Below are 14,822 nucleotides of genomic sequence, written 5' to 3'. Positions count from 1 at the left end.
GCCCCCCCCCGCCTTCCACCTTCTCCCTCATACGCTCGTCGGTGCCCTGCTTGTTCTCCTTCTTGTGCTCGTCGGTACCTTGCTTGTTCTCCTTCTTGTGCTCGTCGGTGCCCTGCTTGTTCTCCTTGCTGTGCTCGTCGGTGCCCTGCTTGTTCTCCTTCTTGTGCTCGTCAGTGCCCTGCTTGTTCTCCTTCTTGTGCTCGTCCTTGTGCTCGTCGGTGCCCTGCTTGTTCTCCCACGGGTGCTGGTTGACGTCCTCGCGGTTGTCCTTGTCCGTGCCCTTGTGGGTGTCCTTGTCGACGCCCTTGTGCGTGTCCTCGGCCGGGGGCCTCTGCACGGATCCCGCAGGAGGCGGCAGGACCGGGTACGGCGAGTCGGCTGTCTGGCCCTTCGGCGGCGAGATCTCGTGGTCGTGCTTGCCCTGCGCGTCTCCGCTCGGGCGCTGGTACCAGCCCTTGCGGTCGTGGTCGAACATCGTGACGGACTTCACCGGCTGCTCGGCGGGCTTGATCGCAACGACGTCGGAGGAGCGGAACGACGACCACTGCCGGCCGCTGTACGTCTGCTTGCTCTTGGCGGCGACGGGCGGGGCCAGCGGGTTGCCGCAGGCGCAGCGGACGCGGGGTACGCCGCGGTCGTCGACCAGGACGGACGTGCCGGCCTGCAGGACGGCCTGGTAGCCGGTGGGCGCGCCGTTCTTGTACCCGTGGTTGGTGACCCGGGTGTCCCAGCCCAGCTGGGCGGGGGTCAGAGACCGCAGGTAGGAGGCGACGTCGGACTGCCGGATGCTCAGGGGGTCGGCGAAGGCCTTGCCCTTGTCGGCGTGTTCCGTGAGGTACTTGATCTGCTTCTCGACGTCGCAGCTCGTGACGTTGCGCGTGCCTCCGTACAGGCCCGGGTAGGCACCGTTGACTTCGAGGGCGCTCGCGCTGCCGCCACCCTTGGACTTGCCGGCGGATGCGGGCGTGACCACGCCGTCCTCGGACTGTGTGTCCGTCGAGGGGGTGAACGGGTCGGGGCCGGCCGCCGAGGCGGCTTGGAGGAAGACCTCTCCACCGGATGCCTCGTGCCCGCCCATGACCGTGAAGGCCAGGACCACGGCGGTCGCCATGGCCACTGCCGTGCCGGCACTCAGCAGGGTCCTGCGCGAACGCCACCCGCCGTGGGCCGACCCGCCTCGACGCGGGCCGGGTTCGCCCGGCTCACCGCTGCCGGCCGGCGGACCGGGGGGCTGCGGCGGGGGCGGGGGCGCTGGTGGCGGGGGAGGGCTGGCCGGCGGGGGAGGCCCCTGCGGCCAGGACTGCTCGTTCGTCGGGCGGTCGGACAGCGGTCCGGACGGGGGGCCGGTGGGGCGCTCGCCCGAAGGAGGTAGGGAAGTCACGACACTCTCCCCCCGACGTAGGGCATCGGGAAAATGGTGGTTATCCGCATCTGCTCGCTCCTTACTGCCATTATGGCCTCCTGTACCGGAGGCGTGAATGATGGAAATTCCACTCCCGCGAAAAAAGGTGAAGAGCGACCGGAGGGGCCCGTCGCTTCACGCGTTGCCGGGGTGGGCCCAGCTTCTGTACGTGAGCCCATGTCTTGAGTAAGCCCTGGGCCCGAGCCGGCGTCATGCCGCGACATTTCGGGGCTTGACAGGCGGGCGGCGGCCCGACCGGGCCGCGGCGCCGCCCCCCGCGCTCGGCAGACGCCGGAGAGGCTGCGGCCTCTCCGGCGTCTGCCGTGCGCGGGGGTGACTCCCCGGGATGCCCCCAGGAAGCTGCGGACTGACCTTCCTCAGTTGGCGAGCTTCGCCTTCAGGTTCTTCAGGAGCTGGTCCTTGATCACCTCCTTGACGTTGTTCACGATGCCGCCGTTGCCCGTGCCGTCGCCGCCCACGGAGGTGGCGTCGCCCTGGTTGATCGCGTCGGCGCTGGCCTTGCCGCCCGTGGCGGCGCCGGTGGTGATGTCACATCCGCCCTCACAGTTGGAGACACCGGAGTTGGCGTTGCCGCCCGTGGCCTTACCGCCGACCGTCGTGTTCTCGGCGTTGGAGTCGCCGCCGGTACCGATGCCGTCGGCGCTGTCCGCGGGGGCGAGGGTGACCACGTGCTGCGGGGCGGCGACCGGCGCGGCCATCGCGGTCGCCGGCAGTGCGATACCGCCGCCAAGCAACGCCACGGAAGCTCCGGCCAGGACGATACGACGGGTCGAGAAACGCTGGAACATGGAAATTCTCCATTCTGTATGAAAAGGGGTCTGCATGCCGTCCCGGAAAGGGTCTGGACGGCTTTTCCTGCCTCGCGTTCTCCGGGAGATCCCCGGTGAGGGCGTACGTCAAATAAACCGCGCTGGAGCGAGTGCGTCATGCCCCTCGAATACGCGTCTTGACGCCGAAATCCGATCTTGGTAAAAGCGGCAGCCGTGCCCGCGTGAGCCGCGCCGCGGGCGCCCGGCGCACCCTTCGGCCGTATGGGCTGCGGCCCGTCCGCGGTCCTGAAAGAACCTCAAGAAGAAGACCTGCAAGGGCACAGAACACGCCGCGCTGTGCCAGATCCTGCTCGCGACATGATCAACGCGATAACGTCACCCCCGAATGAGCCCCAGAGCGTCCCGTGCGTCTGCACACCCCGGACGCATTCGCCCGGCTGCTCAGCGTCCGCCGGCTTGGCCGCAGGCGGAGACTTCACACAAGAATCCCGGAGAATTCCGATGAATGAGCGTTCCTGGACCCGTCGTATCCTGCTGGCCGCGGCTTCCGTGGCACTGGCCGGTGGCGTGGCGCTGCCGACGACCGCGATGGCCGCACCGGCCACCGCGCAGCACGGCTACAGCAGCATCTACAGCGCCGCAGTCAGCAGTGCCCCCGGCGTGTGCGAAGGCTTCTGCACGGGCAGCACCAACACCGCCGCGGGCAACGGCTCCTCCGGCGCGTGCAGAGGTCTTTGCAAGGACAGCACCAACACCGCCGTGGGCGACGGCGCCTCCGGCCTGTGCGAGGGCCTGTGCGGCGGCAGCACCACCACCACCGTGGGGTCCGCCGCGTTCAGCCAGTGCACGGGCCTCTGCGGCACCAGCACCAACACCGCCGTGGGCGTCGGCGCCTACAACGCGTGCAGCGGCGTCTGCTACGACAGCGTCAACACCGCCTGGAGCGCCGACGTGCTGACCATGGGCAGCTCCGAAACGGTGAGGTCGATCGGACGCGGCGCGCGGGGCGACAGTGACACCGGCGGTGGCGCCAGCGCTGTCAGCGGCGATGCCACTGCCACGAACACCACGACCGGCGGTACCGCCACCAGCGGCGCCGCCAACTCCGGTGTCGGTACCTGCATCGGCAGGTGCACGATCACCACGGGTGCCGCGACGAGCGGTGACGCCAGCGCCGACGCCGTCAACACCGGTAACGCAACCGCCGTGAGCGGGGACCCGGCAGCCGCGGGCTCCTAGGTCCCGCCGCCTGAAGGCGGGAACGTCAGAGCACGGCAAAGACGCCGGAGAGGCTGTGGGCCTCTCCGGCGTCTGCCGTACGGGGGTGGTACTGCCGTCACTTGCCGAGCTTGGCCTTCAGGTCCTGCTTGACCTGGTCCTTGATGACCTGGGCCTCGGTCTTGCTCACAATGCCGCCGGTGCCCGTGCCGTCGCCGCCCGTGGAGGTGGCGTCGCCCTGGTTGACGGCGTCGGCGCTGGCGTTGCCGCCGGTGGCGGCACCGGTCTTGATGTCGCATGCCCCCTTGCACTCGGTGACACCGGAGTTGGCATTGCCGCCCGTGGCCTCGCCGCCGACCGTGGTGTTCTCGGCGTTGGAGTCGCCGCCGGTACCGATGCCGTCGGCGCTGTCCGCGGGGAGCAGGGAAACGGCCTGCTGCGGGGCGGCGACCGGCGCGGCCATCGCCGTCGCCGGCAGTGCGATACCGCCGCCCAGCAGCGCCACGGAAGCTCCGGCCAGGACGATACGACGGGTCGAGAAACGCTGGAACATGGAAATTCTCCATTCGATGCAAAAAGGGGGTCTGGATGCTGTCCCGGGGAAAGGGCCGGGGCTTTCTATTCCGCCTCGTTCTCTCCGGCGGTTCCCGGCGAGGGCGTACTTCAAATAAACCCTGCGGCAGGACGTGCGTCACGCCCCTCGAATACGTGGCTTGACGCCGAAAACCGATCTTGGTAAAAGCGCGTGCGCGTTCCCCGAACCGCCTTCTTCCGGCCCGGCGGCGGCCTATCCGCGCCCCGTGGACAGTACGGGCGGGCGCCCGGGGCTCGGGCTGCCCCATCGGCTCCTGTCAAGTAACGAGTAGCCGGGACTACGGCCGCATCCCTCCTCCGGGGACGGTGGATGTCGTCCGTCCTGCGTGTGAGCAGGAGCGAAACGCCATCCCTCCCGGAGTCTTGAATGTCCCGTCGTGCATGGGGGCGATGTATCACTGGTCGCCCCCGACTCGTCCTCTTCGCCGCGCTCGTCTTCCTCCTGCTGTCCGCCGTGTTCGGTGCGGATGCAACCGGCCGTCTGAAGTCGCAGGGGTACGACGATCCGCGATCCGAGTCCAGCCGCGCCGCCCATGTGGCGGCCGAGCGCCTCGGCGCGTCCCCCAACCTGGTCGTCGTCGCGAAGGCCCGCAGCGGTTCCGTCGACGGTCCGGCAGCCCGGGACGCGGGCAAGAGCCTGAGCCGGCGCCTCGCCGCCGAGCCGCACGTGAGCGCCGTGACCTCGTACTGGACCGGCGACGCGGCGGAGCTGCGCAGCCGGGACGGCCGCGCGGCCATGCTGGTCGCACACGTGGACGGCGAGGGGGAGCAGCTCGGAGCGCGCGTCAAGGAGCTGAGCAGGGAGCTGGCGACCCCGGCCGCCACCGGCACGGCGCTGACCGTGCACGTGGGAGGGCCCGCGCTGATCGACGCCGAGCTCCAGGACATCTCGGAGTCCGACCTGAAGCGGGCCGAGGCCGTCGTCCTGCCGGGAACCCTGGTCCTGCTGGTCCTGGTGTTCGGCAGTGTGGTGGCCGCTGCTCTGCCCCTCCTGATCGGGATTCTGGCCATCGCCGGGACGCTGCTGGTCCTGAGCGTGCTCGGCAGCGTCACCGATGTGTCGGTGTTCGCCCTGAACCTCACCACCGCGCTCGGCCTGGGGCTGGGCATCGACTACGGACTGCTGATCGTCTCGCGCTTCCGTGAGGAGCTCGCCAACGGACTCGCTCCGCGTGAGGCCGCCGTGCAGACCGTGCGCACCGCGGGCCACACCATCGTCTTCAGTGCCGCGACGGTCTCCGCCGCGCTCGCGACGTTGCTGGTGTTCCCGCCGTACTTCCTGCGCTCGTTCGCCTATGCGGGCATCGCCGTGGTGGCGATCGCGGCGGTGAGCGCCCTGACCGTACTGCCGGCCCTGCTCACGCTGCTCGGAAAGCGGGTCAACGCCTGGGCCGTGCCGTGGCGGCGCCGGGTCCACAGCGGCTCGGACTCCCGGTTCTGGGCGAAGCTGGCGAGGATCGTCGTACGCCGCCCGCTGCTCGCGGCGCTGCCGGTGATCGGCCTGCTGCTGGTGCTCGCCGCGCCGTTCGCACGTGCCGGTTTCGCCACCCCCGACGACCGGGCGCTGCCGGTGAGCGCGTCCAGCCGTCAGACCGGGGACCTGGTGCGCGACGCGTTCGACATGAAGGGTTCCAGTGCGCTCACGGTCGTCCTCAAGGGCAAGGCGTCCCCGGCGGCGCAGCAGGACTACGCCCGCCGGCTGTCCGCGCTCCCGCAGGTCGCCCAGGTCGTGGGGCCCGAGGGCAGTTTCCGGCACGGAGGGGAGGCCGTGGTCTCCGGCGCAGCCGGCCCCAAGGCCGGGCCCGTCGGCGCCGGCCCGGCCCAGCTCTCCGTGGTGCCGCTCGTCGACCCCGCCTCGCGGGCCGCCCAGCAGCTCGTGCACGACATCCGCACGACTCCCGCCCCGGCGGGCACCGACGCTCTCGTCGGTGGTCAGAGCGCGGTACTGGTCGACGCCAAGGCCACGGTGGCGGACCGGATTCCGCTGGCGCTCTCCCTGATCACGCTCACCACGTTCGTCCTGCTGCTCGGCTTCACGCGCAGCCTGCTGCTGCCGCTGAAGGCCATCGCGCTGAACGCCCTGGGGCTCGCGGCCGTCCTCGGAGCCATGGTGTGGATCTTCCAGATGGGTCATCTCCACCACCTGCTCCACTTCACGCCCGGACCCCTCAGCACGACCATGCCGGTCCTCTTGTTCTGCATCGTCTTCGGGCTCTCGGTGGACTACGAGGTGTTCGTCCTCGCCCGCATCAAGGAGGCGTACGAGGCCGGAGAGGACAACCCCGGCTCGATCGTCACGGGCCTCGCCCGCACGGGCGGCATCGTCACCACGGCCGGCGCCCTGCTCGCCTTCACCCTGTTGAGCTTCGGCACCTCCCAGGTCTCCCTGCTGCAGTTCTTCGGGATCGGCGCGGGCCTCGGCGTCCTCCTCGACGCCACACTCGTCCGGGGCGTCCTCGTACCGGCGCTGATGCGCCTGGCGGGCGGCCTGAACTGGTGGGCCCCGCGGCCGCTGCGGCGCAAGGCGCCGCGCCCGGCGGCCCGACCGCCCGGGCCGCCACCGCCGGATGCCGTCCGGGGGGACCCGCCGGGCCCCCCGGTCCCCGCCGCCCCCCGTCCCCCGTCCCCCCGCGCCGCTGACCACGAGGGCGCCTCCCTGCTCCCCGCCATCCCGGCCGCCGTCCGGCCCGGGCACCACGACAAGGAAGACCTCTCATGACCGACATCGCCATCACCGGACTCGGCTGCCGCTTTCCCGGCGCCCCCGACATCCACGGGTACTGGAAGCTCCTGATGAGCGGGGAACGGCAGTTCTCCGCCGTCCCGCCCGAGCGCTGGAACCACGGGGTCTTCCACGAACCCGGCACCCGATCCGGCCCCCATGCGGCGTACACGGACCAGGTCGCCTTCCTGGAGGACGTGGACCGCTTCGACGCCCTGCACTACGGGGTGCCGCCGTCCCGCGCCGAGGCCATGGACCCGCAGCACCGGCTGATGCTCGACGTCACCCGCGAGGCACTCGACGACGCGGGGCTGGGCCGCGGCGACTTCGACCGGGAGAACACGGGGGTCTTCTTCGGGGTGTCGGTGTCCGACTACAAGGACCTCCTGACGGCCCCCATCCGGGCCATCTCCATGGCCGACCAGGCGCAGGGAGCGGACCAGGGCGACGGCCTGGACGCCCTCAAGGAGCAGACGGCCCGGCTGAGCACCCTCCCCGCCTTCACGCTGCCCGGGAGCCTGCTCAACATGGCGGCGGGTACCGTCAGCCGGCTGTTCGACCTCGGCGGCCCCAGCTTCGCCGTGGACGCCGCCTGCTCCGGCTCGCTGGTCGCCCTCGACCAGGCGATGGCGCAGCTGCGCCAGGGCACCTGCCGGACCGCGCTCGTGGGCGGCGCGTACGTCAACCTCACCCCCGACGCCCTGGTGGGCTTCTCCAGGATCCGCGCGCTGTCCGCCGCCGGCGTGTGCCGCCCGTTCGACGAGGAGGCCGACGGCTTCGTCCTCGGTGAAGGCGCCGGTGCCGTCGTCCTGCGACCGCTGTCCGACGCCCTCGCCGACGGGGACCGCGTCTACGCGGTGATCAAGGGCATCGGCTCGGCAAACGACGGCGCGTCCCCCGGCCCGCTGGCACCCACCCCCGAAGGCCAGCTGCGCGCCATGCACCGGGCCTACGAGGACGCCGGGGTCGCCCCGTCTTCCGTGGGCTTCATGGAGGCCCACGGCACCGGAACCGCCGTCGGCGACCGTGCCGAGGTGGAGGCGTTGCGCCGACTGCGGACCGAGTTCCCCGACGACGACCCCGGCCTGTGCTACCTCGCCTCGGGCAAGGCCCTCATCGGGCACTCCCTGGCCGCGGCGGGCATCGCAGGACTGATCAAGACCGCCCTGGTCGTCCACCACCGCACGATCGTGCCGCAGCCGCAGACCACCCCCCACCCGGACCTGGGCATCTCCGCCGCGGGCCTGCGCTTCGCCGACACCGCACGGCCCTGGCCGAGCGGGCGTACCCCCCGGCGCGCCGCCGTCAGCTCGTTCGGCTTCGGCGGCACCAACGTCCACGTGATCCTGGAAGAGCGGCCCGCCCCGGCCCCCGACCGGGTCCCGGAAGGCGCCGAGGGCGCCGGGCCCCAGCTCGTCCTGCTCTCCGCCGGCAACCCCGAGCTGCTGGACCGGCACATCGGCGAGGTACTCGACGCGATGGACCGCGCACCCCGCCCGCCGATCACGGCAGTGGCCCACACCCTGGGCTCACGGGTGCCGCTGACGGCCCGGCTCGCGATCGTGGCCGCCGACACGGACGCGTTCGTACAGCGGCTGGTTCAGGCCCGTCGGCAGCTCGCCGACGGCGCATCGGGCGACCTCGGCGACGGTGCCTTCGCCGCCGCCGCTCCCCTGCCCGCCGAGGAGCGCCGCGTCGCCTTCCTCTTCCCCGGCCAGGGCAGTCAGCGGCCGGGCATGATGCAGGACCTGTACGAGCGGTTCACCGGCTTCCGGGCCACCTTCGACGCGCTCGGCGCCGTGGCCCGGCAGGACGGCGGACCCGACCTCGCCGACCTGCTGTACGGGGAGGCTGCGACCCCGCGGGGCGACGCCGAGAGGCTCAGGCAGCGGCTCGCCGCCACCGACGTGTGCCAGCCGCTGCTCGGTACCGTCCAGATGGCCGCCACCCGTCTGCTCGCCGACTGCGGCATCACCCCCGACCTCACCCTCGGCCACAGCCTCGGCGAGTTCGCCGCGGCCGCGGCGGCCGGCGCCCTCAGCGACGAGGACACCATCCGGCTGCTGGTGCACCGGGGCGCGGTCCTCCGGCAGGCCGAGGACGGCGGCGGCGGGATGCTCGCCGTGCAGAGCGACGAAGAAACGTGCCGCCGGCTCGTCGACGGCATCGACGACGTGTGGCTCGCCTGTTTCAACCAGCCACGGCAGATCGTGGTCAGCGGCACGCCGGGGGGACTCGCCGCCCTGCAAGAGGTCTGTGCGGCGGCCGGTGTGGTCACGGTGGCACTGGAGGTGTCCAACGCCTTCCACTCGCCGCTGCTGGTCGCGGCCGAACAGGCCGTGCGCGCGGACCTGGCCGACCGCCGCATCAGCAGCCCCGCGCTGCCGTTCGTATCGTCCGTCGACGCTGCGGTCTGCACCGACGCCGAGCGACTGCGGGAGCTGTGGGCCCGTCACGCGTCCGCGCCGGTCCACTTCGGCGATGCCGTCCGCACCGCCTACGACCAGGGTGCCCGCGTCTTCCTCCAGATGACCGGCGGCAACTCGCTCCTCACCTCGGTCCGCCGCAACCTCAGCGGCCACGACGACGTGCTCGTCGTCCCCGCCACCGGGGTGGAGCCGGACGGCGGAGCCGGCTTCGTACGGGCGCTCGCCCGGCTCGCCGTCCTGGGCGTCCCCGTCGACCCGCGCGCCCTGGTCGCCCGGGAAGACCGCCGTCTGCTGGACCTGCCGGTGGCGAAGCTCGCCGCCCAGTCCTACTGGGTGCCGACCAAGCGCCCCGCGAAGAAGAACGGATCCACCGCCCCCCTCCCCACCCAGCCCGCACCGCTCCAGGAGATCCCGATGAACGACCCGATGCACGACCCGCTGAACACCCCGGCGAACGCCCTGCCCGACGCCCCGATGAACGAACTGCTCCAGCTGGTCCGCCAGCAGGTGACGCTGCTCGGCCGCCTCACCGGGGCGCTCCCCGCGCAGGACCCCGCCGCCCGGATCAGCACCCCGTCGACGGGGGAATCCACCCCGGCACCCGCCTCCCTGGCCACTCCCGTCCCGGTAGCCCCGGCGGCCCCGGCCGAGTCGCCCGCTTCCCGCGCACCGGCCGACGAGGAGTCTTCGCCGGCCGCGGGCCTCGACGAGGTCACCGGCACGGTACTCGCGCAGGTCGCCCGGATCAGCGCATATCCGGTGGGTCGACTGCGGGGGGACCAGCTCCTGATCGACGATCTCGGTTTCGACTCGCTGATGCTGACCGACCTCTTCACCTCCCTCAAGCGGGAGTGGCCCCACTGGACGTTCGACGACAGGGCTGCCGACCGGCCGACCGTCGCAAAGATCGCCGCCCTGATCGCGAGCGGCTCCGCGGACGCCGCACCGGCCGCGGTCCCCGGGCAGCGCATCGACCACGCCAAGGAAGCGCCGTCCTCGCCGGCGCCCGCGGCGCTGACCCTGGTCCCCCCGTCCACCGCCCCGCGGGCGGACCGGCCCGAGTCCGCCGACCCGCGTACGGACCGGCCCGCGCCGGAGGCCTCAGCCCCCTCCCCCGCCCCGCTGGCCGAGGAGTACACGCGGATCGAGTGCTTCCCGGAGGTCACCGCCCACGCCGAGCGCGTCGCCGCGCTCGCCCGGGTGGGGCTGCCGAACCCGTACTTCCTCGTCCACGAAGGCGGTATGACGGACACGACCGTCATCGAGGGCCGGGAACTGCTCTCGTTCTCCAGCTACAACTACCTGGGCATGGCGACGCACCCCCGGGTGAACGAGGCGGCCAAGGAGGCGGTCGACCGCTTCGGTACGTCGGTGTCCGCCAGCCGGCTGCTGTCCGGCAGCCGTCCGCTCCACCTGGAACTGGAGGCGGAACTCGCGGGCCTGCTCGGATGCGAGGACGCGATCACGCTGGCCAACGGCCATGCCACCAACGTCACCGTGATCGGGCACCTCGTCGGACCCGGGGACCTCGTCATCCACGACTCCCTCGCCCACGACAGCATCCTGCAGGGCTGCAAGCTCTCCGGCGCGACCCGGCGGCCGTTCCCCCACAACGACGCAGCCGCGCTGGACGCCATCCTCGGGCAGGTCCGCCACCAGTACCGGCGGGTGCTCGTCGTCATCGAGGGCGTGTACAGCATGGACGGCGACATAGCCGACCTGCCCGCCCTCGTCGAGGTCAAGCGCCGGCACGGCGCACTGCTGATGATCGACGAGGCGCACAGCATCGGAACGATCGGTGCGACGGGCCGCGGCATCGGCGAGTACTTCGGCATCGACCGCTCAGCGGTCGACCTGTGGTCGGGCACGCTGTCCAAGGCACTGGCGAGCTGCGGCGGCTACGTCGCCGGAAGCCGCTCGGTCGTCGAGTACCTGCACTACACCGTCCCGGGCTTCGTCTACAGCGCCGGCATGACCCCGGCCGACACCGCCGCGTCCCTGACCGCCCTGCGACTGCTGCGTGCCGAGCCCCAGCGGGTGGCACGTCTTACGGAGAACGCCGCGCTGTTCGCCGGCCTCGCGCGGGAAGCGGGCATCGACACGGGGGACAGTCACGACACGCCGATCGTCCCGTGCATCGTCGGGGACTCGCTGAAGACCCTGCAGCTGGCGGAGGCGCTGTTCCAGCAGGGCATCAGCGTCAACCCCATCCTCCATCCGGCCGTACCCGAGGAACTGGCCCGGCTGCGCTTCTTCATCACGGGTGACCACACGCCCGACCAGATCCGTCGTACCGTGGCCGTGCTGGAGCGGGAACTGCGGCACCTGACCATGGCCACCGCCGCGTGAGCCCCGCCGCCATGCACACCACCTTCCAGTCGATCGCGCCCGGCCGCGTCCACCGATGGGGCGGAGCCGTCCTCACCGTGGCCCGGCGCCCCGACCTCCAGCAGGCACCGCCCCTCTCCCCGGCCGAGCAGCGCGTGGTCCACGCGCTGCCCGCCTGGCGGCAGGCCGAGTGGATGGCCGGCCGTCTCCTCGCCAAGCGCCTGGTCGGCGAAGTCCTCGCCGCGCCGGCGGAGGACGTGGAGATCCTCCCGCATGACGACGGCAGCCCGTACGTGGTCGTCGGAGGCAGTCCGGTGCCGGACCTGAACGTCTCCATCAGCCACACCGCCGGCCATGTCGCGGCAGCGCTGGCAGGGGTGCCGGTCGGAGTGGACCTGTGCGAGACCGCCTCGGCCCCCGCGGTGCGCCGCGTCGCCGACCACGCCCTCTCCCCCGGGGAGCTCTCCCTCGTCGGGGCGGACCGGGCCGATGCCCTGGTCGGCTCCTGGGCGCTGAAGGAGGCCGCGGTCAAGGCCGACCGGAGCGGCATCTTCGGGGCCGCCCCGCGCTGCATCGCGATCCTCGGCCTTCGACCGCCCGTGCTGAGCGGTCGGCGCAGCGCCATGGTGTGGCAGGCCGGAGGTGCGGTCCTCGCCCTCGTGCTCGCCCCACTCCCCTGGCAGCACTGCGTTGGTGCTCCTCGGGTTGCCGGATCATGCTTGTCAGAGGAACCCCTGGCCCAACTAGCGAGGGCGAGATGAGCGGCGATGGAGCAACTTTCCACCTCTCCTGGTGAGCGGCCCGGGGAGCCGAACGCCTCCCAAGGGTCGGCGTACACGGCCACGGCCACCATCAGCGAGCAGGGCATCGTGACCGAGTGGAGCGAGGATGCCCGTCGGCTGCTCGGTTACCTGCCCTCCGAGGTCGTGGGGCTGTCCGCCGCCCAACTGCTCGCCGAGGGCGCCACCGATGTGGCGCGGGGGATCGCGCCCGGTCAGGAGCGGTGGAGCGGCACGGTCGCGCTGAAGCACCGGGACGGCCGTCGGCTGGAACTGGGTCTGCTCGCGCACCGCTGGACGTCCACCGGCGGGAGCACCAAGTGGTTCGTGGTGTCGGCCGTGGCGGGTGGGCGCCCCGCGCCCCGGGACGAACCGCTGGACGAGTGGGCGTTCGCCCAGTCCCCCTGTTTCCTGGCGGTCTTCGACGAGGACCTGCGGCTGGTGCGGGCGAACGCCGGCATGGAGCGCACGCTGTCCCTCTCGGAGGCCGAGGTGCGCGGGCTGCGCCTGCCGGAGATCGCGCCGGATCCGGTGAGCGACGAGGCCGAGCGCCGGATGCGCATGGTGCTGGAGACCGGCGAGCCGCAGCACCTGGATGCGTTCATCCGCCCCACGGGCGCGGGCACCGAGCAAGGCTGGTCGACCTCGCTGGCCCCGCTGCGGGACCCGGACGGCCGGGTGCGCGCCGTGTGCCTGGCCGCGCACGACAGGACCGGGATCGAGGTCGAGCGGCAGCAGCTGCTCGTGCCGAACGCCACCGGCGCCCGCATCGGCACCACCATGGACATCGCCCGCACCGCGCAGGAGTTGGCCGACGCCGTCGTCCCCCGGCTCGCCGACTTCGCTTGCATCGACCTGTTGGACCCTCCCCCGCGCGGCGACGAGACGTCCTCGGGCCCGGTGGCGGGGCCGGTCACCGTACGCCGTACCGCTGCGCGGTCGGTCCTGGAGGGAAGCCCGGAGTCGGGGGTCGCGGTCGGGGATACGGTCGTCTACCCGCCGCTCTCGCCTCCCGTCGAGTCTCTGGCCGCGGGCCGTGGCGCCGCGTACGGGACGGCCGACCCGGCCGTCGCCCGGTGGGTGATCGACGACCCCGGGGCCACCTGGGTCAGCGAGAGCGGCACCCACTCGCTGATGATGGTGCCGCTGCGTACCGGCGATGTCACGCTCGGCTTGGCCGTCTACGGCCGCCACCAGCGCCGGGAGTCCTTCCACCCGGAGGACCTGTGGCAGGCCGAGGAGCTCACGACCCGAGCGGCCGTCAGCATCCACAACGCGCGCCGGTTCACCCGCGAGCACACCACCACCATGACGCTGCAGCGGAGCCTGCTCCCGCAGACGCTGCCCCATCAGACGGCGCTGGAGATCGCCTCCCGCTACCTGCCCGCCGGTACGGAGGCCGGGGTGGGCGGTGACTGGTTCGACGTGATCCCGCTGTCCGGCGCGCGGGTGGCCCTGGTCGTGGGCGATGTCGTCGGCCACGGCATCCGCGCCGCCGCCACCATGGGCCGGCTGCGCACCGCGGTCCGCACGCTGGCCGACGTCGACCTGCCGCCCGACGAGCTGCTGACCCACCTCGACGACCTCATCATCCACCTGACCGCCGACGAGGCCGACCGGGAGGCCGCCGGGGGCATCGGCACCACGTGCCTGTACGTGGTCTACGACCCGGTCACCCGCCGCTGCACGGTCGGCCGGGCCGGTCACCCGCCGCCCGCGGTGGTCTCCCCGGAGGGCTCCGTGTACCTCCTCGACGTCCCGGCCGGTCCGCCGCTGGGTCTGGGCGGGTTGCCCTTCGAGACCGTCGAGGTGGAGCTTCCCGAAGGCAGCATCCTCGCCCTGTACACCGATGGCCTGCTCCAGATCCGCGACCACGACATCGACGACGCCCTGGACGGCATGTTCGCGGCCCTCAGCCGTCCCGCCACCACCCTGGACACGGTGTGCGACCGTGTGCTGACGGCGATGCTGACCCACCCGCCCGAGGACGACGTCGCCCTTCTCGTCGCCCGGACCCAGGCCCTCCACGCCGACCGGGTCGTCGTCTGGGACCTGTCCTCCGACCCGTCCGTCGTCGCGGACGCCCGCCGGTACACCACCGAGCAGCTGACGGCCTGGGGGCTCGAAGAGGCCTCGTTCGTCACCGAGCTCCTGGTGAGCGAGCTGGTCACCAATGCCATCCGCTACGGCCAACCGCCCGTCCAACTGCGCTTGATCCACGAGGACAGCACCCTGATCTGCGAAGTCTCCGACGCGAGCAGTACCGCCCCGCACATGCGGCGCGCCCGGATCTTCGACGAGGGCGGGCGGGGCCTGCTGCTGGTCGCGCAGCTGGCCCAGCGCTGGGGCACCCGGCACGCCACCGTCGGCAAGACCATCTGGGCCGAGCAGTCCCTCGTGGGCTTCTGAAACGTGCCGTGTGACACGCCTGTGACAGTTCGCGGACGGCGTCATGAACTCCCGAGGCCACTCTTTTGAGTAGGGACAAACCAGACATTCCGGTAAATGTCCCCCTGCTTCCGAGGGTGTGAGCAGAGATGACCTGACCGATACGTCGGA

At 71.9% G+C, this 14,822-nt stretch carries 8 protein-coding genes; 5 read left to right on the top strand and 3 right to left on the bottom strand.

The annotated features are described in order from the left end of the window. Both AC0666_RS33810 and AC0666_RS33805 read right to left on the bottom strand, forming a co-directional pair. The coding region (locus AC0666_RS33810) for a DUF6777 domain-containing protein (protein ID WP_478709099.1) at positions 1 to 1,111 on the bottom strand (1,111 nt) is incomplete at its 3' end. A 668-nt stretch (positions 1,112 to 1,779) separates the two neighbouring features. Continuing rightward, positions 1,780 to 2,211 (bottom strand): hypothetical protein, encoded by a 432-nt coding sequence (locus AC0666_RS33805; protein WP_468969330.1) that lies wholly within the window; start codon positions 2,209 to 2,211, stop codon positions 1,780 to 1,782. 483 nt (positions 2,212 to 2,694) lie between these two features. Here AC0666_RS33805 and AC0666_RS33800 point away from each other — a divergent pair, with 483 nt between their 5' ends. Next, positions 2,695 to 3,432 (top strand): hypothetical protein, encoded by a 738-nt coding sequence (locus tag AC0666_RS33800; RefSeq protein ID WP_478709098.1) that lies wholly within the window; start codon positions 2,695 to 2,697, stop codon positions 3,430 to 3,432. A 97-nt stretch (positions 3,433 to 3,529) separates the two neighbouring features. Here AC0666_RS33800 and AC0666_RS33795 read toward each other — a convergent pair whose 3' ends face one another. After that, the gene (locus tag AC0666_RS33795) at positions 3,530 to 3,964 is read right to left on the bottom strand and encodes a hypothetical protein (protein ID WP_468969324.1); all 435 of its coding nucleotides are present in this window, start codon (positions 3,962 to 3,964) and stop codon (positions 3,530 to 3,532) included. A 408-nt stretch (positions 3,965 to 4,372) separates the two neighbouring features. On the opposite strand from AC0666_RS33795, the gene AC0666_RS33790 reads away from it, so the two are divergent. The 4 genes from AC0666_RS33790 to AC0666_RS33775 are packed head-to-tail and all read left to right on the top strand — an operon-like array spanning position 4,373 to position 14,672. Continuing rightward, a complete protein-coding gene (locus AC0666_RS33790; RefSeq protein ID WP_478709097.1) occupies positions 4,373 to 6,724 on the top strand; it encodes an MMPL family transporter in 2,352 nt (783 codons plus the stop codon). Continuing rightward, complete coding sequence (locus AC0666_RS33785) at positions 6,721 to 11,505, top strand: type I polyketide synthase (protein WP_478709096.1); 4,785 nt, start codon at positions 6,721 to 6,723, stop codon at positions 11,503 to 11,505. The genes AC0666_RS33790 and AC0666_RS33785 overlap by 4 nt, the downstream gene beginning before the upstream one ends. Next, positions 11,502 to 12,245: a 4'-phosphopantetheinyl transferase family protein gene (locus AC0666_RS33780; protein WP_468969317.1), complete on the top strand. Its 744-nt coding sequence runs from the start codon at positions 11,502 to 11,504 to the stop codon at positions 12,243 to 12,245. The genes AC0666_RS33785 and AC0666_RS33780 overlap by 4 nt, the downstream gene beginning before the upstream one ends. A 6-nt stretch (positions 12,246 to 12,251) precedes the next feature. After that, entirely contained in the window at positions 12,252 to 14,672 is a 2,421-nt protein-coding gene (locus tag AC0666_RS33775; RefSeq protein WP_468969315.1) for a SpoIIE family protein phosphatase, read from the top strand. Positions 14,673 to 14,822: the final 150 nt, after the last annotated feature.

The sequence above is a fragment of the Streptomyces sp. NPDC043680 genome, assembly GCF_056436685.1.
The sequence above is the reverse complement of the archived record's forward strand: the minus strand, read 5'-3'. Positions and strand labels throughout refer to the sequence as shown.

Coding starts and splice junctions, on each gene's coding strand:
- AC0666_RS33805 (WP_468969330.1), bottom strand. CDS start 2,211: ATGTTCCAGCGTTTCTCGACCCGTCGTATCGTCCTGGCCGGAGCTTCC.
- AC0666_RS33800 (WP_478709098.1), top strand. CDS start 2,695: ATGAATGAGCGTTCCTGGACCCGTCGTATCCTGCTGGCCGCGGCTTCC.
- AC0666_RS33795 (WP_468969324.1), bottom strand. CDS start 3,964: ATGTTCCAGCGTTTCTCGACCCGTCGTATCGTCCTGGCCGGAGCTTCC.
- AC0666_RS33790 (WP_478709097.1), top strand. CDS start 4,373: ATGTCCCGTCGTGCATGGGGGCGATGTATCACTGGTCGCCCCCGACTC.
- AC0666_RS33785 (WP_478709096.1), top strand. CDS start 6,721: ATGACCGACATCGCCATCACCGGACTCGGCTGCCGCTTTCCCGGCGCC.
- AC0666_RS33775 (WP_468969315.1), top strand. CDS start 12,252: ATGGAGCAACTTTCCACCTCTCCTGGTGAGCGGCCCGGGGAGCCGAAC.